Source organism: Streptomyces sp. NPDC107528 (assembly GCF_055639295.1).
This window is the reverse complement of the sequence record NZ_JBVKAV010000008.1, coordinates 251,079-271,948: the sequence shown is the minus strand read 5'-3', so window position 1 is coordinate 271,948 and position 20,870 is coordinate 251,079. Positions and strand designations below refer to the sequence as shown.

Here is a 20,870-nt window from a genome sequence, read left to right as displayed (position 1 = left end):
GATGTCCGTGTATGTGTACGCGATCACCAAGGACTCGCATCCCCTCGATCTGAGCGACGTCAAGGGCGTGGGCGAGCCGCCCGGCGAGGTGCGCGTGGTGCGCGGCGACTCCCTGTGCGCGGTCGTCAGCGAGGCCCCGGACGACCTCTCGGTCGCCCGCCGGGACCTGCAGGCGCACAACGACGTCCAGGAGCGGTTGTGGGCCGACGGCCCCACCCTGCCGCTCAGCTTCGGGTTCGTCGCCGCCGACGAGGAGGCCGTACGCGGCGTCCTGGAGGAGCGGGCGCAGTTGTTCGCGCAGCGGCTGGACGAGCTTGCCGGGCGCGCGGAGTTCAACGTCAAGGGCGTCCTCGACGAGGACACGTCGCTGCGTGCCGTCCTGGAGCAGAGCCCGCAGGCGCGTGAGCTGAACGAACGGACCCGCGAGGGCGGCGGGACGTACGAGGACCGGCTGGCGCTCGGCCAGGTGGTGGCCCAGGAGGTGCAGGGCCGCGAGAACGCCATCGCCGAGGACATACTCGCCGCGCTGCGGCCGCTCGCGTCGGCAGAGCAGATCGCCCCGGCGTCGAAGCAGTACTTCGTGAGTGCCTCCTTCCTCGTGGACGACGAGCGGTTCGAGGAGTTCGGCCGGACCTGCCGGGAACTGGCCGAACGCTACGGCGAGGGCGTGGAGTTGCGGCTGCGGGGTCCCCTGCCGCCGTACAGCTTCGTCTGACGTGAGGCCTGAGGAGGTGCCGTGGGACTGGTCACCGGGATTCTGACGCTGCCGTTCGCTCCCGTCCGGGGCGTCGGCTGGGTGCTCGACAAGGTGGTCCGGACCGCCGAGGACGAGTACTACGACCCGACCCCCGTGCAGGAGGCACTCGTGAATCTGGAGCGGGCGCTCGACGAGGGCCGTATCGACGACGAGGAGTTCGCACAGCAGGAGGAGGCACTGCTGCACCGCCTGGAGGAGATCAGGGCCTACCAGCTGCGAAAGGGCGGACAGTCTCCTGGGCTGTGACACACGTGGGTCGCGGGCTGCCGCTCGCCGACGAACGCCGCGAGGACGCCGAGGACGACTGGGAGGAGGACGAGGAAGAGGGCCAAGACCGAGAGTCTGATGACCGCAACGACGACACCGACGAGCACCCCCGCCGCAAGCGCCGCCGCCGTGTCTGACCGTGGCCGAGCGCGCGGCCGGGACGACCGTGGGTGCTTCCGGGAAACGAGGTCGAGTACGCCGTGACCGAGCCCGTCCCCAGCCGCTCCACATCCCCGGCGCTGTCTCCGTACGGCGGCGGAGGGTCCAGCGCGAACCTCGCCGACATCCTTGAACGCGTGCTCGACAAGGGCATCGTCATCGTCGGCGACATCAAGATCAACCTGCTCGACATCGAGCTGCTCACCATCAAGCTCCGTCTCCTGGTGGCCTCGGTCGACAAGGCCAAGGAGATCGGCATCGACTGGTGGGAGCACGACCCCGCGCTGTCCTCCCGAGCCGACCAGCGGCACAACCTGAAGGAGCAGAACGAGCGCCTGCGCGAGGAGGTGGAGGAGCTGCGCCGCAAGGTGGAGAGGTCTGAGAAGGCCGAGAAGGCGGAGAAGGTCGAGAAGGCGGAGTCCGCGGGCGAGTTGCCCGAACGGAGCTCGGGTGGCCGGCGCCGCTCGCGTGCGGCGGAGCGCGAGTCCTCCGCCGAACCGCGACGCACCCGGCGCAGGAAGGACGACTCCGAGGACCGGGAGTCATGACCGGGCAGCGGCTGAGCTACGCGTACGCCGTGGTCCGCTCGCCCGGCGCGGAGACGCAGGCCCAACTGGCCGGTCTCCACGGGGTGGCCGGCGCCCCCGTCACCCTGGTCGGCTCGGGCGCGCTGGCCGCCGCGGTCAGCGAGGTGCCCGGGGAGGACTTCTCGGAGTCGGCCCTGAAGTCACGCCTGGAGGACCTCGACTGGCTGGAGTCGACGGCCCGCGCCCACCACCTCGTCATCGAGACGCTGGCCGCCCGGATGACCGTTCTCCCCCTGCGGCTGGCCACGGTGTACCTCGACGGGAGCCGGGTCGAGCAGATGCTGAGCGAACGTCAGGAAGCCTTCGACGAACTGCTCGACCGGTTCGACGCCCACCTGGAGTGGGGCGTGAAGGTGTACGCCGAGGTCCCGCTCGCCTCCGAGCCGGCGACCCCGTCCACCGCACCGGGCTCCGCCGCCGACCCGGCCCCGGGACGCGCGTATCTGCGCACCCGCAGACAGCACCGCCAGGCGCACGAGGACACCCGGCGCGCCGCCGAGGAGGCCGTGCGCCGCACGGAGGAGCGGGCACGCGGGCTCGCGGTGGAACGCGCCCGGCACCGCCCGCAGCAGGGGACCCTGGCCGACGCCCGCAGCGAGAACCTGGCCAACGACGCCTACCTCGTACCGCGCCACCTGGCCGCGGAGTTCCGCGAGCGGATGCTGCACGCCGCGGACGACCTACCGGGCGTGCGGGTGGAGGTCACCGGGCCCTGGGCGCCGTACTCCTTCGCGACTCCCGCCGAAGGGGCGCGAGAACGGTGACCGAGTATTACGACGACGACCGCCCCCTGGCCGGACGCCAGGTCGCGCTGATCGACCTGCTCGACCGGCTGCTGAGCGGCGGGGTGGTGCTCACCGGCGATGTCGTGCTGTCCATCGCGGACATCGACCTGGTACGGATCTCGCTGCGCGCGGTGGTGATCGCCATCCGCGAGCAGATGGAGGAGCAGTGGGCGCCCGTCCTGCAGGACCGGACGCCCACGGAGTACGGCGGCCACGGTGACGAGCCCGGCTGACCGCCCGTCCCCCGACCGGCTGCGCGAGGTCGCGCAGGCCGCGCACCGCGCGTTCTCGCTGCTTCCCGCGAGCCCGGACGACATGGCGTCACCATCCGCGGGGCGGTCCGCCGCCCGCCGCCTCCACGCCGACCCCGACACCGTGGAGCGCGACCTGGTCAAGCTGGTCCTGACCATCGTCGAACTCCTGCGCCAGCTGATGGAGCGCCAGGCCCTGCACCGCGTCGACGAGGGCAACCTGACCGAGGACCAGGAGGAACGCCTCGGCCTCACCCTGATGCTCCTCCACGACCGCATGACCGAACTCTGCGACCGCTACGACCTCACCCTGGAGGACCTCAACCTCGACCTCGGGCCCCTGGGCACGCTGCTCCCTCCGCCGTGAGCGGCCCCCGTCACCGTGCGGCCGGCTCGGGGTCGGGAGCGTCGAGGACCACTCCCCAGGTGTCGTCGTCCCCGATGCGGACGGTGAGTTCCTGGGTGCGGCGGGGCCGCCGAAGTGCAGGACCACCTCCTGGCGTACGGAGCCCTCGTCGAGGAAGTCCGCGAGCGCCCGGACCGCCCGCTGCACCGTCTTCAGGCTTCCCGTCGAGGGGGCCGGTGACGCGCGGGGACACCTGCGGCCAGGGCGACGATCATCACGGACATACGGAACGCCGACGACCCGAAAGCCGTCGGCGCCCCGCCGGCCCCCTGGGTGCGCTACCCCACGTGCTCCACGAACCGCGCCATCGTCTCCGCCAGCACCTCGCGGCCGTCACGTGCCCACAGGCCGTCGTTGAACAGCTCGACCTCGATGGCGCCGGTGTAGCCCGCCGCCGTCACGTACCCGAGCCACTCCCGCATCTCGATCGCCCCGTCCCCGATCTGCCCACGCCCGTTGAGCACGCCCTGCGGCAACGGGGTGGTCCAGTCGGCGAGTTGGAAGGTGTGGATACGGCCGCCCGCACCCGCGCGGGCGATCTGTGCGGGCGCGTTGTCGTCCCACCAGATGTGGTACGTGTCGACCGTGACGCCGACCTGGTGGGCTGGGAAGCGTTCCGCGAGGTCCAGCGCCTGGGTCAGGGTCGAGACGACGCAGCGGTCCGAGGCGTACATCGGGTGCAGCGGTTCGATGGCCAGCTTCACGCCGTGGTCCTCGGCGTAGGGGCCGAGCACCGCCAGCGCGTCCGCGATCCGTTCCCGGGCACCGTGCAGGTCCTTGGAGCCGGCCGGCAGGCCGCCGGACACCAGGACCAGTACGTCGGTGCCCAGCGTCGCCGCCTCGTCGACCGCGCGGCGGTTGTCGTCCAGGGCCGCCGCACGCTCCGCCGGGTCGATCGCCGTGAAGAACCCGCCCCGGCACAGGGTGGTGACGGTCAGGCCCGCGTCCCGGACCAGCTTGGCCGTCGCCTCCAGGCCGTACGCCTGGACCGGCTCCCGCCACAGGCCGACGCCCGCGACGCCCGACTCTCGGCAGGCGTCGACCAGTTCCGGCATCGACAGCTGCTTGACCGTCATCTGGTTGATGGAGAAACGCGCGAGCTCTGTCACTGATTCACCCCGTACAGGGACAGCAGGTTCTTCATGCGCTCCTCGGCCAGCTTCGGGTCCGGGAACAGGCCCAGTCCGTCGGCGAGTTCGTAGGCGCGGGCGAAGTGCGTCAGGGAGCGGGCCGACTGGAGGCCGCCGACCATGGTGAAGTGGGACTGGTGGCCGGCCAGCCAGGCCAGGAGGACCACGCCCGTCTTGTAGAAACGGGTCGGCGTCTGGAAGAGGTGGCGGGACAACTCGACCGTGGGGTCGAGGAGTTCACGGAAGCCTTCGACATTGCCCGTGTCCAGGACCCGGACGGCCTGGGCCGCCAGCGGCCCCAGCGGGTCGAAGATGCCGAGCAGGGCGTGGCTGAATCCCTGCTCGTCGCCCGCGATCAGCTCGGGGTAGTTGAAGTCGTCACCCGTGTAGCAGCGCACCCCTTGCGGGAGGCGGCGACGCAGGTCGATCTCGCGCTGGGCGTCCAGCAGGGAGACCTTGATGCCGTCGACCTTGTCGGGGTGGGCCGAGATCACCTCCAGGAAGGTGTCGGTGGCCGCGTCCAGGTCGGACGAGCCCCAGTAGCCCTCCAGCGCCGGGTCGAACATCGGGCCCAGCCAGTGCAGGATCACCGGCTCGGCGGACTGCCGGAGCAGCCGGCCGTAGACCTCCAGGTAGTCCTCGGGGCCCTTGGCCGTGGCGGCCAGGGCGCGCGAGGCCATCAGGATCGCCTGGGCGCCCGACTCCTCCACGACCGCGAGCTGCTCCTCGTAAGCCGCCCGGACTTCTTCGAGGGTCCCCGCGGTCATCTGGTCGGTGCCCACACCGCAGGCGATACGGCCGCCCACCGCACGCGCCTCCGCGGCCGACCGGCGGATCAGCTCGGCCGCGCCCGCCCAGTCCAGGCCCATCCCGCGCTGGGCGGTGTCCATGGCCTCGGCGACACCGAGCCCGTGGGACCACAGGTGGCGGCGGAAGGCGAGGGTGGCGTCCCAGTCGACTGCGGCGGGCGAGTCGGGCGAGACGTCGGCGTACGGGTCGGCGACGACGTGCGCCGCGGAGAAGACCGTACGGGAGGTGAAGGGGGTGCCGGGGGTCACCGCCAAGGGCTCCGGGCGGGGCTCGTATGCCCGCAACCCGCCCTTGAAGTCGGGCAGTCGGATCGTCACAGCTGGATCTCCGGTACGTCGAGACGGCGGCCCTCGGCCGAGGACTTAAGGCCCAGCTCGGCGAGCTGGACGCCGCGGGCGCCGGCGAGGAGGTCCCAGTGATAGGGGGCGTCGGCGTAGACGTGCCTGAAGAACAGCTCCCACTGGGCCTTGAAGCCGTTGTCGAACTCGGTGTTGTCGGGGACCTCCTGCCACTGGTCGCGGAAGGAGTAGGTGGCCGGGATGTCCGGGTTCCAGACCGGCTTGGGCGTGAGGGAGCGGTGCTGGACGCGGCAGTTGCGCAGGCCCGCGACCGCGGAGCCCTCCGTGCCGTCGACCTGGAACTCGACCAGCTCGTCGCGGTTGACGCGTACGGCCCAGGAGGAGTTGATCTGGGCGATGGCGCCGCCGTCGAGCTCGAAGATGCCGTATGCGGCGTCGTCGGCGGTGGCGTCGTAGGGCTTGCCGTTCTCGTCCCAGCGCTGCGGGATGTGGGTGGTGGCGATGGCCTGCACGGACTTCACGCGCCCGAAGAGCTCGTGCAGCACGTACTCCCAGTGCGGGAACATGTCGACGACGATGCCGCCGCCGTCCTCCGCGCGGTAGTTCCAGGACGGGCGCTGCGCGGCCTGCCAGTCGCCCTCGAAGACCCAGTAGCCGAACTCGCCGCGGATGGAGAGGATCCGTCCGAAGAAGCCGCCGTCGATGAGGCGCTTGAGCTTCAGCAGGCCCGGGAGGAAGAGCTTGTCCTGGACGACGCCGTGCTTGACGCCGGCCTCGTCCGCGAGACGGGCCAGCTCCAGGGCACCTTCCAGACCGGTGGCGGTGGGCTTCTCGGTGTAGATGTGCTTGCCGGCGGCGATCGCCTTCCTGATGGCCTCCTCGCGGGCCGAGGTCACCTGGGCGTCGAAGTAGATCTCGACGCCCGGGTCGGCGAGCACCGCGTCGACGTCCGTCGAGATGTTCTCCGCGTCCAGGCCGTGCTGCTCGGCGAGCGCCTTCAGGGCGTACTCGCGACGGCCGACCAGGATCGGCTCCGGCCACAGCACGGTGCCGTCGCCGAGGTCGAGCCCGCCCTGCTCACGGATGGCCAGGATGGAGCGGACCAGGTGCTGGCGGTAGCCCATGCGCCCTGTCACGCCGTTCATGGCGATACGCACCGTCTTGCGTGTCACGTCGTTCCCTTCGTACGCGGGGTCTGCGCCGCGTACGCCCGGTCTTTCACTGGTGAGCGTCACAGCAAGCGCTTTCTACATAGGGAGAAGCTAGCCTCTGAGCAGCGGTCCGGACAAGACCGTGACCAGCCTGAGTTGTTCGAGGGGACGAACAACGGGGGTTTCTGGCCGTAAGGTCTGCTCGACATACACGGAACCGTGGCTGCGGATGACCTGTCTACGAGGAGGCAGGCCTGTCTGTGAGCACGTACGAGGTGGTACGACGAGATGCGCGACCGGAGGACGACGAGATGACGGTGACCCTGGCGGACGTGGCGGCCCGCGCCCAGGTCTCCCCAGCGACGGTGTCGCGCGTACTGAACGGCAACTACCCCGTGGCCGCGTCCACCCGGGAACGGGTGCTGCGGGCGGTGGACGAGCTGGACTACGTGCTGAACGGTCCGGCGAGCGCGCTGGCCGCCGCCACCTCCGACCTGGTCGGCATCCTGGTCAACGACATCGCCGACCCCTTCTTCGGGATCATGGCGAGCGCCATCCAGTCCGAGATCGGCGGTCCGGGCGGCCGGGCCGGCGGTGAGCGGCTGGCGGTCGTCTGCAACACGGGGGGTTCGCCGGAGCGTGAGCTGACGTACCTGACGCTGTTGCAGCGGCAGCGGGCCGCGGCGGTCGTCCTGACCGGCGGCGCCGTCGAGGACGCCCCGCACGCGGCCGCGGTCGCGGCCAAGCTGCGGAAGCTGGCGGACGCCGGGACGCGGGTCGTGCTCTGCGGCCGGCCGCCGGCGCCTGACACCGGCGCGATCGCGCTGACCTTCGACAACCGCGGCGGCGGGCGCGAACTGACCGAGCACCTGATCGGGCTGGGGCACCGGCGGCTCGGCTACATCGCGGGACCGGAGGAGCGGACGACGACCCGGCACCGACTGGAGGGGCACCGGGCGGCGCTGGAGGCGCACGGCATCGAGGAGGACCCTCGATGGACGGTGCACGGCCGCTATGACCGGCAGTCGGGATACGAGGCGACGCTGGAACTGCTGCGCCGGGACCCGTCGTTGACCGCCGTGGTCGCCGCGAACGACTCCGTCGCCCTGGGCGCCTGCGCTGCGCTGCGCGACTCCGGGCTGCGGATTCCGGAGGACGTCTCGGTGGCCGGGTTCGACGACCTGCCGTTCAGCCTCGACACGGTGCCTTCCCTCACGACGGTGCGGCTGCCGCTGTCGGAGGCGGGGGCGCGGGCCGGGCGGATCGCGATGGGGCGGGAGGAGCCGCCGCTCGGCGAGATCGCCACGATTCGCGGGGAGTTGATGGTTCGGGGATCTTCCGGGGGGCCCAAGGGGGCCTGAGGCGTGCCGTCCGTCGCACTCGGACGGACGCGCTGACGCACGCCGCTGTTCACCGCCCGGGCGGCACAGCCGGGGCCGTACCGTCGTACTCCGAGTCGTGGTCGTCGTAGTAGTCCATCGTGCTGCTGACGACATGGCCGGCCAGGCCGAGGAGCAGGAAGAGCACGACGAGGACCTTGGCCGCGGTGTCCAGGAGCAGCGGCCGGGTGCCGGAGCGGACCGCGTCCTGCGGGACCGGCTCGTCGCCGAACAACCGCTTGGGATAGGCGGGGGTCAGCATCGTGACGTACGCGGTGAAACGCATCTGGTAGCGGGCCACGGCGGCCGTGGCGGCGAAGACCGGTGCGGGCAGTCGTCCCAGCACGATGCCGATGAGCCAGAACACCCAGCCCACCGCGAACCAGCCTGCCTGCGCCAGGTTGTTGATGATCGCTGCCGGGATCATCAGGATCAGGCGGAAGAACACCGCGAGCCGATTCAGCGGCGTGGCGCGCAGTTCGATCTGCACGGGGTGGTCAGGAGCCGAGAACGAGAACGGCGGATAGCGGTCGACCAGGAGCATCGCGCTCGCGCCGACCCGCGTCCGGTAGGCGAGGACCGAGCCGAGGAAGCGGAAGATCCCGTCGGGCAGCCGTCCCGTGAACAGGGCGGCGAACCATCCGACGATGGTCACGAAGAACGCCGCGATGGAGAGCAGCCAGACCACCACGAACTGCGGCAGGAGCAGCAGCCAGCGCAGCAGCACGGTCCAGCGACGCTGCCGTGCGACCGGGGGGATGTCCAGGACGGGCAGCCACTCGCCGCCCGCGGGATCGGTAGCGGCCCGAGGATCCCAGCTCGTCGCCATGGAGACTCCCAATCGTGCCGATGATGCTGCCTGACACGACCATGCTGCGGCGACGCGGCGGCCCCCGCGCCCTGCACAGGCCCAAACGGAGGTAGCCCGCCCACGACCCCTGCCGAATGCTCCGTTCCGCGTCTTGACTCGACCCACCGATTCTTCGACCCACCGATGATTTCCGGGCGCCACCGCCGTCTTCCATGCCGCAATCACCGGCTCACCCGAGCGGACAACAGGAGCGAATCCCATGCGCATCGCGATCACCGAGTTCATCAGCCTCGACGGCGTCGTCCAGGCCCCGGGCGGCCCCCAGGAGGACACCGACGGCGGCTTCGCGCACGGGGGTTGGTCGCATCCGTACTTCGACGCGGAGGTCCTCGGCGGGGCCTTCGACGCGGGATGCAGAAGGCCGAGGCGCTGCTGTTCGGGCGCCGTACCTGGCAGACCATGGCTGCGGCATGGCCGGAGCGGGCCGGGGACCCGTTCGCCGACCGGATGAACTCGATCAAGAAGTACGTCGTCTCCGGCACCCTCAGCGACGCCGACCTGACCTGGAACAACACCACCCTCATCCCCGGCGCCGAGGCTGTCGCCCGGGTGCGGGAGCTGCGCGCGACCGAGGGCGGCGACCTGGCGATGATGGGCAGCTCCACCCTCGTACGGACCCTCATCCAGGAGGGGCTGGTCGACGAGCTGCAGCTCATCGTGATGCCGGTGCTGCTCGGCGGCGGGAAGTCGATCTTCCCGGCGGACGGGGGGAAGCGGCCCCTGGAGCTCGTCTCCGCCACCGCAGCCAAGACCGGCGCACAGGTGTGCGTCTACCGGCCCGCCACCGAGGGCTAGCGACGAGGGCGCGGACGTCCTAGGCTCGACTCAGCGAAACCTCTGACTGAGTCAAACATCCGGAACCAGGGGCCCAGCGGCCCCGCGGGGAGCCCTCGGGATCGACCATGTCCGTGCATGACATCCGCGCCTTCAACCGCTTCTACACCAACGTCATCGGTGCCCTCGACTACAGCCGCCACCTGTACGCCCCCTACACCCTCACCGAGTCCCGCGTCCTGTACGAGCTCGCGCACTCCCCGCGTACGGACGCGGCCGACCTGCGGGCCGAACTCTCCCTGGACGCGGGGTATCTGAGCCGCATCCTGAACAAGTTCGAGCAGGACGGGCTCATCGAGCGCACCCCCTCCCGGGAGGACCCGCGTCGGCGGCGCGTCACGCTCACCGCGCGCGGCCGGGAGACCGGCAAGCTGCTGGAGGAACGGGCGACCGAATCGGTCGGCTCGCTGCTGTCGACCGTGCCGGCCGCCGAACGGCCACGGCTCGCCGAGGCGATGACGACGGTCCGTACGATCCTGTCCGAAGGCCGCCCTCCCCGCCGCGAGGACGTCCTGCTGCGCGAGCCGGGCCCCGGCGACCTCGGCTGGATCGTGCAGCGCAACGCCGCGCTGTATGCCGCCGAGTACGGCTGGAACGCAGACTACGAGGGGCTGGTCGCGAGGATCGTCGCGGACTTCGCGGAGGATCATGATCCGCATCTGGAGCGGGTGTGGATCGCCGAGCTGGACGGCCGGCCGGTCGGCTGCGTGATGCTCGTCCGCGACGAGGCGCCGGCCACGGCCCGGCTGCGGCTGCTGCTGGTCGAGCCCGACGCGCGCGGCCTCGGCATCGGCGACCGGCTCGTCTCGGCCGTCGTCGACTTCGCCCGCGGCGTGGGCTATCGCGACCTCGTCCTGTGGACCAACGACGTCCTGGCCGCCGCCCGCCGCCTCTACCAGCGCCACGGCTTCGTCCTGTCCGCCGAGACACCCCACCGCTCCTTCGGCAAGGACCTGACCGGGCAGGACTGGCGACTGGATCTCCACGGCACGCAGGAGTGAGATCAGGTACGGCGGGCAGGAGGTGACAGGTCCGGAGCGTCCCCCGGCCCGCCTGCCGGATGGGCGCACCCTCTTTTCCCTGGCAAGGTGGGATGCATGAAACTGGCGTTCTCCACCCTCGGCGTCCCCGGTCTCCCCGTCCCCGACGTGCTGCGGCTCGCGGCAGCGCACGGGTATCACGGCGTCGAGCTGCGCACGCACGCCGAGGAGCCGGTCCATCCGGGTCTGGGCCCAGCCGAACGGGCCGACGTGGCAGCCGAGTTCAAGGCCGCCGGCATCGAGCTTCTGGGCCTGGCCGGGTACGCCCGGGTCGCCGCTCCCGGTGACGACGGGCCCGTGATCGAGGAGATGCGCACCCTCGTCGACCTCGCCCACGACCTCGGTGCCCCTTACGTCCGCGTCTTCCCCGGCGCCGACCCCGAGCAGAGCCCGCAGTCGGCGGACGCGATCGCCGCGCGGCGGCTGGGTACGGCTGCGCAGTACGCCGCCGACATGGGCGTACGGATCCTGCTGGAGACCCACGACTCGCACCGCACCGCCGCCGACTCGATCCGCGTCCTCGGCCTGGTCGGGCACCGGCACGTCGGCTCGCTGTGGGACGTCATGCACACCTGGCTGGGCGGCGAGCAGCCCTCGGAGAGCTACGCGGCCCTGTCCCCGTACCTCGGCTACGTCCAGGTCAAGGACATCGCCTCCGCCGACGACACGACCCCGCTGCCGCTCGGCACCGGAGTGCTGCCGCTCGCCGAGTGCGTGGAGGTGCTGTCCCGGCACGGCTGGGACGGCTGGCTGTGCTGGGAGTACGAGAAGCGGTGGTACGAGGAGGCCGCGCCCCTTCCCGAACTGCTCGACGCGGGACGGAACCATCTGGCGCGGCTGCTCAACGAGTCGGCGTAGCCGCCGGCGCCGCCGCTACTCGGGACGGGCCAGGATCGGCGCCGTGGGGTCGAGGCACCAGCCCAGCACGGCGGGCCACGGCCCGTACCCGGCGTCCAGGTCGAGGTGGGCGGCGCCCGGGAGGATGTCGGTCGGGAGGGCGAGCGGGGTGCCGTAGACGGTGTCGGCGCCTTCCTCGCAGTACGGGTCGTCGTCGCCGGCGACCAGGCGGGTCGGGCCGGGGAGGGTGAACTCCAGCGCCGGCAGCGCGAATCGGGCGACCTCCGAGTGCTGCGCGAGCACGGCGCCGGACGGCGGGGCGACGAGCAGCACCCGGTCCACGTCGAGCCCCGGCACCCCGCGCGCGGCAGCGTGCAGCCACAGCACCGCGGACAGACTGTGCGCGACCACGACCCGCTCCGCCTTGCCGTCGAGCGCACCGAGGTGCCGCCCCAGCTCCCCCAACCAGACTTCCAGGTCAGGATCGTCCGGCTCGGGAAGCTGCGGATAGACGAGCTGGTGCCCGAACTCGCCGAGCCGATCCGCGAGCCAGTGCTGCCAGTGGTCCTTGGGGCGGCGGTTCTGCCAGCCGTGGAGGATGAGGTAGGCGGTCATGAGCCGATGGTTTCCGATCACTGCCGTGCCGGTCCAGTGCCGCCGGCGGCCCCGTCGGTCGACGCCCCCCGCGACAGGAACCCCGCGCTCAGCGCCCCGAACTCCTTATGGAAACCCGGGAAAGTCTTCCGTACGCACCCGGGGTCGTCGAACGAGATTCCCGGCACCCGCAGCCCGGTCACCGCGAAGGACATGACGATGCGGTGGTCGCCGTAGGACTTGATCTCCGCACCGCTCGCGATGGGCGCGCCCGGCCGGATCTCGATCCAGTCGGGGCCCGTGGTCACCTCCACCCCCAGCCGCCGCAGGTTCTCCGCACAGGCCTCCAGCCGGTCGCACTCCTTCACCCGGGTGTTCGCCACGTCCTCGATCCGCACCGGGCCGGAGGCGAACGGGGCGATGGCCGCGAGGGTCGGCATGGTGTCGGAGATGTCCCGCATGTTGACGGTGACGCCCCGCAGTTCGCCGGTCCCCCGGACCGTCGTCGACCGCGCGCCCACCTCCACCTGCGCGCCCATCCGCCGCAGTACGTCGACGAAGCCCAGGTCGCCCTGGAGCGCCCCCTCGCCCAGGCCCAAAACCGTCACCTCGCCGCCCGTGACGGCCGCCGCCGCGAAGAAGTAGCTCGCCGTCGAGGCGTCCGGCTCCACCGCGTACGTCGTGGCGCGGTAGCCGCCGGACGGGACCAGGAAGGCGTTCCCCTCCCGGCGCACCTCCACCCCGAAGGCCCGCATCATCGCGATCGTGATCTCGACGTACGGCACCGAGACCAGGTCGGTGACCGTGATGCGCAGGCCCTTGCGGGTCAGCGGTCCGAGCAGCAGCAGCGCGGTCAGGTACTGCGACGACTGGCCCGCGTCCAGCGTCACCTCCCCGCCCTCGACGCCGGCCGCCGTCACGGTCAGCGGATGGTGGCCCTCCCGCTCCTCGTGCCGCAGGTCCACGCCCAGGTCACGCAGGGCCCGGGTCAACGGCAGCAGGGGGCGGCGGCGCATCTGGGGCGAGGCGTCGAAACGGTAGGTGCCGGTGCCGGTGGCGGCCAGCGTCGGCAGGAAGCGGGCCGTCGTCGCACCGTCCCGGCAGTGGACGTCGGCCTCGGTGACCGCGGGGCCCTGCGGGCGGCCGTCGACCTGCCAGGCGTCCGGCGTCCGCCCGACCCGGTAGCCGAGCCGCGCCAGCCCCTCGGCGAAGCCCTCCGTGTCGTCCGAACGGAGCGGGCGTACGAGGGTGGTGACACCGTCGGCGGCGGCCGCGAGGAAGAGAGCGCGGGCGGTGACGGACTTGGAACCGGGGATGTCGACTACGGGCATGCCCACATGATCGCCCGGTCGGCGGCGACGACGCGGGGGCGTCCATGGGGTGGACCCGCCTGCCCCCCCCCTCACGGGACCCTCGTCCTGAAGCCCCTCCCCGGCCCCCACCCGCCCCACCAACCCCCATCTCACCAACTTCCCGATTTCCGCCCATCCCGGGAACCCAGCCCCACCCCCGCTCGTCCAACACGCAAGCTGCCGGAGAGTCACCGTGGTGCGGTGTCGGCCCTCGCTGCTGGCTGCGATCGCTGACCAACCCTCTCCGCCGTGCCGCGGCCGGCAGCATGCCGTCATCGGCGCGCCCCCCTCCAACTGCGCCGATGGCGGCCCCTCCTTGGCGACCGGTTGCCGTGTACTCCCTTGACTGGCAGAAACTTCCCGGTTATTGGTGACTTCTCGGAAGTTTCCTTCAGCGCACCACCTCCGGAAGGAGCGCACGTGCCCGACACCAGCACGGGAAGCATGGGAAACACCTCGGTCCCCTCCAGACGTACCGTCCTCGCCGCCACTGCCGGCATGACCACCGCTCTCGCCCTCGGCGGCACCGCCCACGCCGGCCCCGACGGCAAGCACGACGACCGGAAACTGCGGGCCCTCATCGCCCGGATGAGCCTGCCGGAGAAGGTCGGCCAGCTCTTCGTCATGCGGGTCTACGGCCACTCCGCCACCGCCCCCGACCAGGCCGACATCGACGCCAACCTCAAGGAGATCGGCGTCCGTACGGCGGCCGAGCTGATCGCCAAGTACCGGGTCGGCGGCATCATCTACTTCACCTGGGCGCACAACACCCGCGACCCGCACCAGATCGCCGACCTGTCCAACGGCATCCAGCGGGCGTCCCTCGCCCAGCCCCGCGGCCTGCCCGTCCTCGTCTCCACCGACCAGGAGCACGGCATCGTCTGCCGCGTCGGCGAGCCCGCCACCCTCTTCCCGGGTGCCATGGCCATCGGAGCCGGCGGCTCCCGCGCCGACGCCCGCACCCTCGGCCGTGTCGCCGGACAGGAACTCAGGGCGCTCGGCATCCGGCAGAACTACTCCCCCGTGGCCGATGTGAACGTCAACCCGGCCAACCCGGTCATCGGCGTCCGCTCCTTCGGCGCCGAACCCGCCGCGGTGGCCGGCATGGTCGCCGCCGAGGTGGCCGGATACCAGCACTCACGGCAACTCGCGGCCACCGCCAAGCACTTCCCCGGCCACGGCGACACCGCCGTCGACAGCCACTACGGCTTCCCGGTCATCACCCACACCCGCGACCAGTGGAACCAGCTCGACGCGCCGCCCTTCCGGGCCGCCATCCGGGCCGGCATCGACTCGATCATGACCGCGCACATCATGGTCCCGGCCCTCGACGACTCCGGCGACCCGGCCACCCTGTCCCGCCCCATCCTCACCGGCATCCTGCGCGAGGAGCTCGGCTACGACGGGCTCGTGGTGACCGACTCGCTCGGCATGGAGGGCGTACGGACGAAGTACGGCGACGACCGCGTCCCCGTCCTCGCGCTCAAGGCGGGCGTGGACCAGCTCCTCAACCCGCCCTCCCTCGACATCGCCTGGAACGCGGTCCTGAAGGCCGTCCAGGACGGCGAGCTGACCGAGGCACGGCTCGACGAATCGATCCTGCGCATCCTGCGGCTGAAGGCGAAGCTGCGGCTGTTCGACGCGCCGTACGTCAGCCAGGGCGGGGTCGATCGGAACGTCGGCACCGCGTCCCACCTCAGGACCGCCGACCGTATCGCCGAGCGGACGACGACCCTGCTCGTCAACGAGGACTCGACCCTTCCGCTGTCCCGGCGCTCCCACCCCAAGATCCTCGTCGTCGGCGCCGACCCCGCCTCCCCGTCCGGCACGACGGGACCGCCGACCGGCGTGCTCGCCGCCGCGCTGACCGAGCTGGGCTTCACGGCGACCGCCCTGTCGACGGGTACCGCGCCCTCCTCCGCCGCCATCGCCAAGGCCGTCGAGGCGGCTCGGGCGGCGGACGCGGTGGTGGTCGGGACGTACAACGTCACGGCGAGCAGTACGCAGAAGGCGCTGGTCGAGCAGCTCCTCGCGACGGGGAGGCCGGTGGTGGCGGTCGCGGTCCGCAACCCGTACGACGTGGCTCATCTGCCCGCCGTACGGGCGTACTTGGCGTCCTACTCCTGGACCGACGTCGAGCTGCGGGCCGCCGCGCGGGTGATCGCCGGGCGGGTGGCTCCGCGCGGGAAGCTGCCGGTGCCGGTGCAGCAGGCGGACGATCCGTCGCGGGTGCTGTATCCGATCGGCCACGGACTGTCGTACGGGCGCGGTTAGCGTCGTGTAGCACTTTGGGCGTAGCGCCCGTACGTCACACAACGGGCGCACTCACCCCCAACCGACGCAAAGGACCCCACATGTCTGGCGTGGGCCCGCTGCGGCGGGTCACGCTGGGCGGGGGTACCGGGGGGAGTGCGATGCGTGCGAGAAGTGCTGTTGGGGTGGCCGCCGCGTTGCTTGCGCTGCTCAGCGCATTGCTGACGGGTTGTCAGAGTCCGTCGGGGGCGGCGGAGCAGAACGGGCGGCTCAGTGAGAGCGGGAGCGTGAGCCGGAGCGAGTCAGGGGGCGCCGGCGAGCAGCTGCTGACACCGCCGACGCGGCCCGCGGGCTACGGCGAGGTGTTCCTCGGCGTCGACGAGTGCAGTTCCTTCGGGACGACGAGTTTCACCGAGGTGTCCTGCACCGGTGAGCGGGCGGCGGCGCGGGTCGTGGCGCGGCACGACGGCAAGGTCGGCGACGGGCCGCTGTGCCCGGGGACCACGGACTTCGTACTGCACATCAGCGAACAGAGCCGGACGTCCGACGAGGACGGCGACGGTGCGATCCCGCAGGGCTACGCCTGCATGCGCAACCTGGCGCCGCCCCACCCCGGCGACCCGGGCAGCGGAGGCGGACCCCGCACGATCGTCGGCGACTGCGTCTACAGCTCCGGCGACGGGCAGGTGCGCGAGACGACGTGCGACGGCGAGGGACGGCAGAAGCCGCAGTACGAGGTGACCAGGGCCGTGGACAAGCGGGCGAAGTGCCCGCTGTCGACGGCGCTGTACGTCCAGCTGGGCGGCGAGAAACCGGTGGGCTGCGCGCGGCCGGTGTAGCCGGCGTCGGTCAGCACAGAATCCAGCCCTTGCTCACCGACCCCCGCCCCACCTTCCCCTTCACCCACACGCAGCGGTGCCCGGCGTGGACGGTGACCGGGCCGGCCCGGCGGCTGTACAGGCCCTCGTCGACCACCGCCCTGGCCCGGTACGCCTGCACGCTGACCATCATCTTCTGCCTGCGCCCGGGGTCCTTGGGCACGGTGATCGCGCAGATGTGGCCGCCCCGCTTGTAGACGTACAGAGTGCCGGTGGCGAACGGGTACGTCCTGACCTTGCGTCCCTCACAGCGCGAGGCGGCGGCTTGCGCCTCGGCCGGCACCGCGACCGCGAGCAGTCCGGACGCGGTCAGCAACGCCAGGCCGACGGCCAGTCGTCGGCGTATCGCACCTCTGTCCACTTGGTTGTCCTCCCCGTACACCGGCGATGAGCGTACTGGTGTACGGACGCACGGCGTATGCCGGATGGTTGCACGACCGTCACGGCCACACGCCGCACGGCACCTACCGGGCCGCCCCCACCGGCTCCTCCGGCTCCGCCGCCCCGATGAAGGTCCGCCACAGCTCCGCATACTGCCCGCCGCGCGCCAGCAGCTCCTCGTGCGTACCGTCCTCCGCGATCCGCCCGTGGTCCATCACCACGACCCGGTCCGCGCGGGCGGCCGTGGTCAGGCGGTGGGCGACGACGAGGGTGGTACGGCGGCCCGAGAGGCGGTCCGTGGCGTGGTTGACCTGGGCCTCCGTGGCCAGGTCCAGCGCTGCCGTCGCCTCGTCGAGGAGCAGGATGTCGGGGTCGACCAGCTCGGCGCGGGCGAGTGCGATCAGCTGGCGCTGCCCGGCGGAGAGGTTGCGGCCGCGCTCGGCGACCTCGTGGAGGTAGCCGCCGTCGAGGGTGGCGATCATCTCGTGGGCGCCGACCGCACGGGCCGCGGCCTCGACCTCGGCGTCCGTCGCGTCGGGGCGGCCGTAGGCGATGGCGTCGCGGACGGTGCCCTGGAAGAGATACGCCTCCTGCGGGACGACCCCGAGCCGGTGGCGGTACGACGTGATGTCCAGGGAGCGCAGGTCCGTGCCGTCGACCGTGACACGGCCGCCGGTCGGGTCGTAGAACCGCGCCACCAGCTTCACGAGCGTCGACTTGCCCGCGCCGGTCTCACCGACGAACGCGACCGTCTGCCCGGCCGGAATCCGCAGGGCGACGTCGCTCAGCGCCGCCTCGTCGTCGCCGTACTTGAAGTGCACGTCCTCGAAGGCGACCTCGCCCCGCAGCGACAGCACCTCCAGCGGCTCCGCGGCCGCCTTCGTGGAGGTCGGCTCCCGCAGCAGCTCCTGGATGCGGCCGAGCGAGACCGTGGCCTGCTGGTAGCCGTCGAAGACCTGGGAGAGCTGCTGGACGGGGGCGAAGAACAGGTCGATGTAGAGCAGATACGCCACCAGCGCGCCGGTCGTCAGCGTCGCGTCGTCGATCCGGCCGCCGCCCACGATCAAGACCGCCGCGACGGCCCCAGACGACAGGAACTGCACGAAGGGGAAGTAGATCGAGATCAGGAACTGCCCCCGGATACGGGCCCTGCGGTAGCTGTCGCTGCGCTCGGCGAACCGTGCGCCGCCGTCCCGCTCGCGCCGGAAGGCCTGCACGATCCGCAGCCCGGACACCGACTCCTGGAGGTCGGCGTTCACCACCGACACCCGCTCACGGGCGAGCTCGTACGCCTTCACGCTGGCCCGGCGGAAGTAGTACGTCGCGACGATCAGCGGCGGCAGCGTCGCGAAGACGACGAGGGCCAGCTGGATGTCGATCACCAGCAGGGCGACCATGATGCCGAAGAAGGTGACGACGGACACGAAGGCGGTGACCAGACCCGTCTGCAGGAAGGTCGACAGCGCGTCGACGTCCGTCGTCATCCGGGTCATGATCCGGCCGGTCAGCTCGCGCTCGTAGTAGTCGAGTCCGAGCCGCTGGAGCTGGGCGAAGATCTTCAGCCGCAGCGAGTACAGGACGCGCTCGCCGGTGCGTCCGGTCATCCGCGTCTCGCCGATCTGCGCCACCCACTGGACCGTCACGGTGAGCAGGGCGAGCAGGGATGCCGCCCAGACCGCGCCGAGGGCGACCTGCGTGACACCCGAGTCGATGCCGTGCCGGATCAGGACCGGGAGCAGCAGTCCCATGCCGGCGTCCATGGCGACGAGGCCGAGGCTGATCAGCAGGGGCAGCGCGAAGCCGCGCAGCAGCCGTTTCAGGCCGTACGACTCCTCCGGCCGGACCGCGTCGGCCTCGTCGATGTCGGGTCGGTCGACGGCCGGGGGCAGCGCCTCCACCTGGGCGAGGAGTTCGGGTGTGGCCGGGGACTCCGTGAGCGCCAGGTCCCGCCGCTCGCGGTCCCCGGTCCACAGCCTCGGGGTCACCCCGCGCTCGGCGTCGAACTCGGCGTCCAGCTCGTCGCGTACGGAGGTGTCCTCCTGCGGGCAGGCGGGCTGGGCGTGGCCGGGTGAGACACCGCCGAGTTCGTCGGGGTCGGTGAGGAGGCGCCGGTAGAGGGCGGAGCGTTCCTGGAGTTCCTCGTGGGTGCCGATGTCGGCGAGGCGGCCCGCGTCGAGGACGGCGATGCGGTCGGCGAGGCCGAGGGTGGAGCGGCGGTGCGCGATGAGGAGGGTGGTGCGGCCCTCCATGACGTGCCCCAGCGCCTCGTGGATCTCGTGCTCGACGCGGGCGTCCACCGCGGAGGTCGCGTCGTCGAGGACGAGGAGCCGCGGGTCGGTGAGGATCGCGCGGGCGAGCGCGACGCGCTGGCGCTGGCCGCCGGAGAGGGTGAGGCCGTGCTCGCCGACCGTGGTCTCGTAGCCGTCGGGCAGCTCGGCGATGAAGCGGTCCGCCTGGGCGGCGCGTGCGGCGGCCTCGATCTGCTCGTCGGTCGCGTCGGGACGGCCGTAGGCGATGTTGTTGCGGACCGTGTCCGAGAAGAGGAAGGAGTCCTCGGGGACCAGGCCGATCGCGGCCCGCAGCGAGTCGGAGGTCAGCTCGCGCACGTCGTGGCCGCCGATGAGGACGGCGCCGCGTGTGACGTCGTAGAAGCGCGGGAGGAGGAGGGAGACGGTGGACTTGCCGGAGCCGGATGAGCCGACGACGGCCAGGGTCTCGCCGGGCTGGATCTCGAAGGAGAGCCCGTCCAGCACCGGCCGCCCGTCGTCGTAGCCGAACGCCACGTCGTCGAACTCGACGGTCGCGGGGGCGTCGGCGGGCAGCGTCTTGGTGCCGTCCTTGATCGACGGCTCGGTGTCGATCAGCTCCAGCACGCGCTCGGTGCCGGCGCGGGCCTGCTGCCCGACCGTGAGGACCATGGCGAGCATCCGGACCGGGCCGACCAGCTGGGCGAGGTAGGTGGAGAACGCCACGAACGTGCCCAGCGTGATGTGCCCACGCACCGCCAGCCAGCCGCCGACCGCGAGCATCGCGACCTGCCCGAGAGCGGGGACGGCCTGCAGGGCCGGGGTGTACTTGGAGTTGAAGCGGATGGTGCGCAGCCGCCCCGCGAAGAGCCGCCGGCTGACCTCCCTGAGCTTCCCGGTCTCCTGCTCCTCCTGCCCGAACCCCTTCACCACGCGTACGCCGCTGACGGCCCCGTCGACCACGCCGGCGACGGAGGCGGCCTGCGCCTGGGCGTACCAGGTGGAGGGGTGCAGCTTGGTCCGGCTGCGCTTGGCGATCCACCACAGGGCCGGGGCGACGGCGAGAGCGACCAGGGTGAGCGGCAGCGACAGCCACGCCATGACGATCAGGGAGATCAGGAAGAGCGCGAAGTTCCCGATGGTCATCGGGAGCATGAAGAGCAGGCCCTGGATCAGCTGGAGGTCGCTGGTGGCCCGCCCGACGACCTGCCCGGTGGACAGCTCGTCCTGCCGCCGCCCGTCGAGCCGGGTGATCGTCGCGAACATGTCCGTGCGCAGATCGTGCTGGACGTCGAGGGCGAGGCGGCCGCCGTAGTAGCGGCGGATGTAGGTGAGGACGTAAACGACGAAGGCGGCGGCTATGAGCAGGCCGGCCCAGACGGCCATGCCACGGGTGTGATCGCCGATGACGTCATCGATGATCACCTTCGTGATCAGCGGGACGACCGCCATGACGGCCATTCCGACGAGGGAGGAGCCGAGGGCGAGGATCACGTCCTTGCGATAGCGCCAGGCATAGCCCCACAGCCGTCGTGCCCATCCCCGTTGCACTGCCACGCCGGTGCCCTCCGTCCGTCCTGATCTACCGGAAGACACCAACGCC

20 protein-coding genes and 1 pseudogene are annotated in these 20,870 nt (G+C 71.6%); 13 read left to right on the top strand and 8 right to left on the bottom strand.

From position 1 onward, the window contains the following. Position 1 precedes the first annotated feature (1 nt). From ACZ7L5_RS26185 to ACZ7L5_RS26155, 7 genes are all read left to right on the top strand, one after another. Positions 2 to 715 (top strand): GvpL/GvpF family gas vesicle protein, encoded by a 714-nt coding sequence (locus ACZ7L5_RS26185; RefSeq protein WP_328881521.1) that lies wholly within the window; start codon positions 2 to 4, stop codon positions 713 to 715. Positions 716 to 736: 21 nt separating this feature from the next. Further along, a complete protein-coding gene (locus tag ACZ7L5_RS26180; RefSeq protein WP_471519241.1) occupies positions 737 to 1,003 on the top strand; it encodes a gas vesicle protein GvpG in 267 nt (88 codons plus the stop codon). Next, on the top strand, positions 1,000 to 1,161 hold the full coding sequence (locus tag ACZ7L5_RS26175; protein WP_471519239.1) for a hypothetical protein: 162 nt from the start codon (positions 1,000 to 1,002) through the stop codon (positions 1,159 to 1,161). The genes ACZ7L5_RS26180 and ACZ7L5_RS26175 overlap by 4 nt, the downstream gene beginning before the upstream one ends. 63 nt (positions 1,162 to 1,224) lie before the next feature. After that, complete coding sequence (locus ACZ7L5_RS26170; protein WP_471519237.1) at positions 1,225 to 1,731, top strand: gas vesicle protein; 507 nt, start codon at positions 1,225 to 1,227, stop codon at positions 1,729 to 1,731. Beyond that, complete coding sequence (locus ACZ7L5_RS26165) at positions 1,728 to 2,534, top strand: GvpL/GvpF family gas vesicle protein (protein ID WP_471519235.1); 807 nt, start codon at positions 1,728 to 1,730, stop codon at positions 2,532 to 2,534. The genes ACZ7L5_RS26170 and ACZ7L5_RS26165 overlap by 4 nt, the downstream gene beginning before the upstream one ends. Continuing rightward, positions 2,531 to 2,788: a gas vesicle protein gene (locus tag ACZ7L5_RS26160; RefSeq protein ID WP_363037754.1), complete on the top strand. Its 258-nt coding sequence runs from the start codon at positions 2,531 to 2,533 to the stop codon at positions 2,786 to 2,788. Before ACZ7L5_RS26165 ends, ACZ7L5_RS26160 begins: the two co-directional genes overlap by 4 nt. Further along, positions 2,772 to 3,173 carry a gas vesicle protein K gene (locus ACZ7L5_RS26155; RefSeq protein WP_328881515.1) on the top strand — a complete coding sequence of 134 codons (402 nt, stop codon included), beginning with the start codon at positions 2,772 to 2,774 and terminating at the stop codon, positions 3,171 to 3,173. Before ACZ7L5_RS26160 ends, ACZ7L5_RS26155 begins: the two co-directional genes overlap by 17 nt. A 317-nt stretch (positions 3,174 to 3,490) precedes the next feature. Here the strand turns inward: ACZ7L5_RS26155 and ACZ7L5_RS26150 are convergent, their stop codons facing one another. Genes ACZ7L5_RS26150 through ACZ7L5_RS26140 form a run of 3 tightly spaced genes read right to left on the bottom strand, consistent with a single transcriptional unit; the run spans position 3,491 to position 6,623 of the window. Next, positions 3,491 to 4,321 carry a sugar phosphate isomerase/epimerase family protein gene (locus ACZ7L5_RS26150; protein ID WP_471519232.1) on the bottom strand — a complete coding sequence of 277 codons (831 nt, stop codon included), beginning with the start codon at positions 4,319 to 4,321 and terminating at the stop codon, positions 3,491 to 3,493. Then, positions 4,318 to 5,469 (bottom strand): dihydrodipicolinate synthase family protein, encoded by a 1,152-nt coding sequence (locus ACZ7L5_RS26145; RefSeq protein WP_471519230.1) that lies wholly within the window; start codon positions 5,467 to 5,469, stop codon positions 4,318 to 4,320. Before ACZ7L5_RS26145 ends, ACZ7L5_RS26150 begins: the two co-directional genes overlap by 4 nt. Continuing rightward, positions 5,466 to 6,623: a Gfo/Idh/MocA family protein gene (locus tag ACZ7L5_RS26140; RefSeq protein WP_471519228.1), complete on the bottom strand. Its 1,158-nt coding sequence runs from the start codon at positions 6,621 to 6,623 to the stop codon at positions 5,466 to 5,468. Before ACZ7L5_RS26140 ends, ACZ7L5_RS26145 begins: the two co-directional genes overlap by 4 nt. Positions 6,624 to 6,913: 290 nt before the next feature. Between ACZ7L5_RS26140 and ACZ7L5_RS26135 the strand changes: the two genes are divergently transcribed. Next, positions 6,914 to 7,963 carry a LacI family DNA-binding transcriptional regulator gene (locus tag ACZ7L5_RS26135; RefSeq protein ID WP_328884449.1) on the top strand — a complete coding sequence of 350 codons (1,050 nt, stop codon included), beginning with the start codon at positions 6,914 to 6,916 and terminating at the stop codon, positions 7,961 to 7,963. Positions 7,964 to 8,012: 49 nt separating this feature from the next. Here ACZ7L5_RS26135 and ACZ7L5_RS26130 read toward each other — a convergent pair whose 3' ends face one another. After that, positions 8,013 to 8,810 (bottom strand): DUF4389 domain-containing protein, encoded by a 798-nt coding sequence (locus ACZ7L5_RS26130; RefSeq protein WP_471519226.1) that lies wholly within the window; start codon positions 8,808 to 8,810, stop codon positions 8,013 to 8,015. Between the two features lie 241 nt (positions 8,811 to 9,051). Between ACZ7L5_RS26130 and ACZ7L5_RS26125 the strand changes: the two are divergent. The 3 genes and pseudogenes from ACZ7L5_RS26125 (at position 9,052) to ACZ7L5_RS26115 (ending at position 11,584) form a co-directional block, all read left to right on the top strand. After that, positions 9,052 to 9,647, top strand: a pseudogene (locus ACZ7L5_RS26125) (dihydrofolate reductase family protein). Between the two features lie 107 nt (positions 9,648 to 9,754). Beyond that, positions 9,755 to 10,687 carry a bifunctional helix-turn-helix transcriptional regulator/GNAT family N-acetyltransferase gene (locus ACZ7L5_RS26120; protein ID WP_471519224.1) on the top strand — a complete coding sequence of 311 codons (933 nt, stop codon included), beginning with the start codon at positions 9,755 to 9,757 and terminating at the stop codon, positions 10,685 to 10,687. A 96-nt stretch (positions 10,688 to 10,783) separates the two neighbouring features. After that, complete coding sequence (locus tag ACZ7L5_RS26115; RefSeq protein ID WP_365058893.1) at positions 10,784 to 11,584, top strand: sugar phosphate isomerase/epimerase family protein; 801 nt, start codon at positions 10,784 to 10,786, stop codon at positions 11,582 to 11,584. Between the two features lie 15 nt (positions 11,585 to 11,599). Here ACZ7L5_RS26115 and ACZ7L5_RS26110 read toward each other — a convergent pair whose 3' ends face one another. Both ACZ7L5_RS26110 and aroA read right to left on the bottom strand, forming a co-directional pair. Then, complete coding sequence (locus tag ACZ7L5_RS26110; protein WP_471519222.1) at positions 11,600 to 12,178, bottom strand: RBBP9/YdeN family alpha/beta hydrolase; 579 nt, start codon at positions 12,176 to 12,178, stop codon at positions 11,600 to 11,602. Between the two features lie 17 nt (positions 12,179 to 12,195). Continuing rightward, the gene (gene aroA / locus ACZ7L5_RS26105; RefSeq protein WP_471519220.1) at positions 12,196 to 13,488 is read right to left on the bottom strand and encodes a 3-phosphoshikimate 1-carboxyvinyltransferase; all 1,293 of its coding nucleotides are present in this window, start codon (positions 13,486 to 13,488) and stop codon (positions 12,196 to 12,198) included. Positions 13,489 to 13,929: 441 nt separating this feature from the next. Between aroA and ACZ7L5_RS26100 the strand changes: the two genes are divergently transcribed. Next, complete coding sequence (locus ACZ7L5_RS26100; protein ID WP_471519218.1) at positions 13,930 to 15,783, top strand: glycoside hydrolase family 3 protein; 1,854 nt, start codon at positions 13,930 to 13,932, stop codon at positions 15,781 to 15,783. A 140-nt stretch (positions 15,784 to 15,923) separates the two neighbouring features. Further along, positions 15,924 to 16,601, top strand: a complete 678-nt coding sequence (locus tag ACZ7L5_RS26095; protein ID WP_471519216.1) for a hypothetical protein — start codon at positions 15,924 to 15,926, stop codon at positions 16,599 to 16,601. 10 nt (positions 16,602 to 16,611) lie between these two features. On the opposite strand, the gene ACZ7L5_RS26090 is transcribed toward ACZ7L5_RS26095, so the two are convergent. Continuing rightward, the gene (locus ACZ7L5_RS26090; protein ID WP_362382784.1) at positions 16,612 to 17,001 is read right to left on the bottom strand and encodes a hypothetical protein; all 390 of its coding nucleotides are present in this window, start codon (positions 16,999 to 17,001) and stop codon (positions 16,612 to 16,614) included. A 103-nt stretch (positions 17,002 to 17,104) separates the two neighbouring features. Beyond that, positions 17,105 to 20,824: an ABC transporter ATP-binding protein gene (locus ACZ7L5_RS26085; RefSeq protein WP_471519213.1), complete on the bottom strand. Its 3,720-nt coding sequence runs from the start codon at positions 20,822 to 20,824 to the stop codon at positions 17,105 to 17,107. Positions 20,825 to 20,870 lie beyond the last annotated feature (46 nt).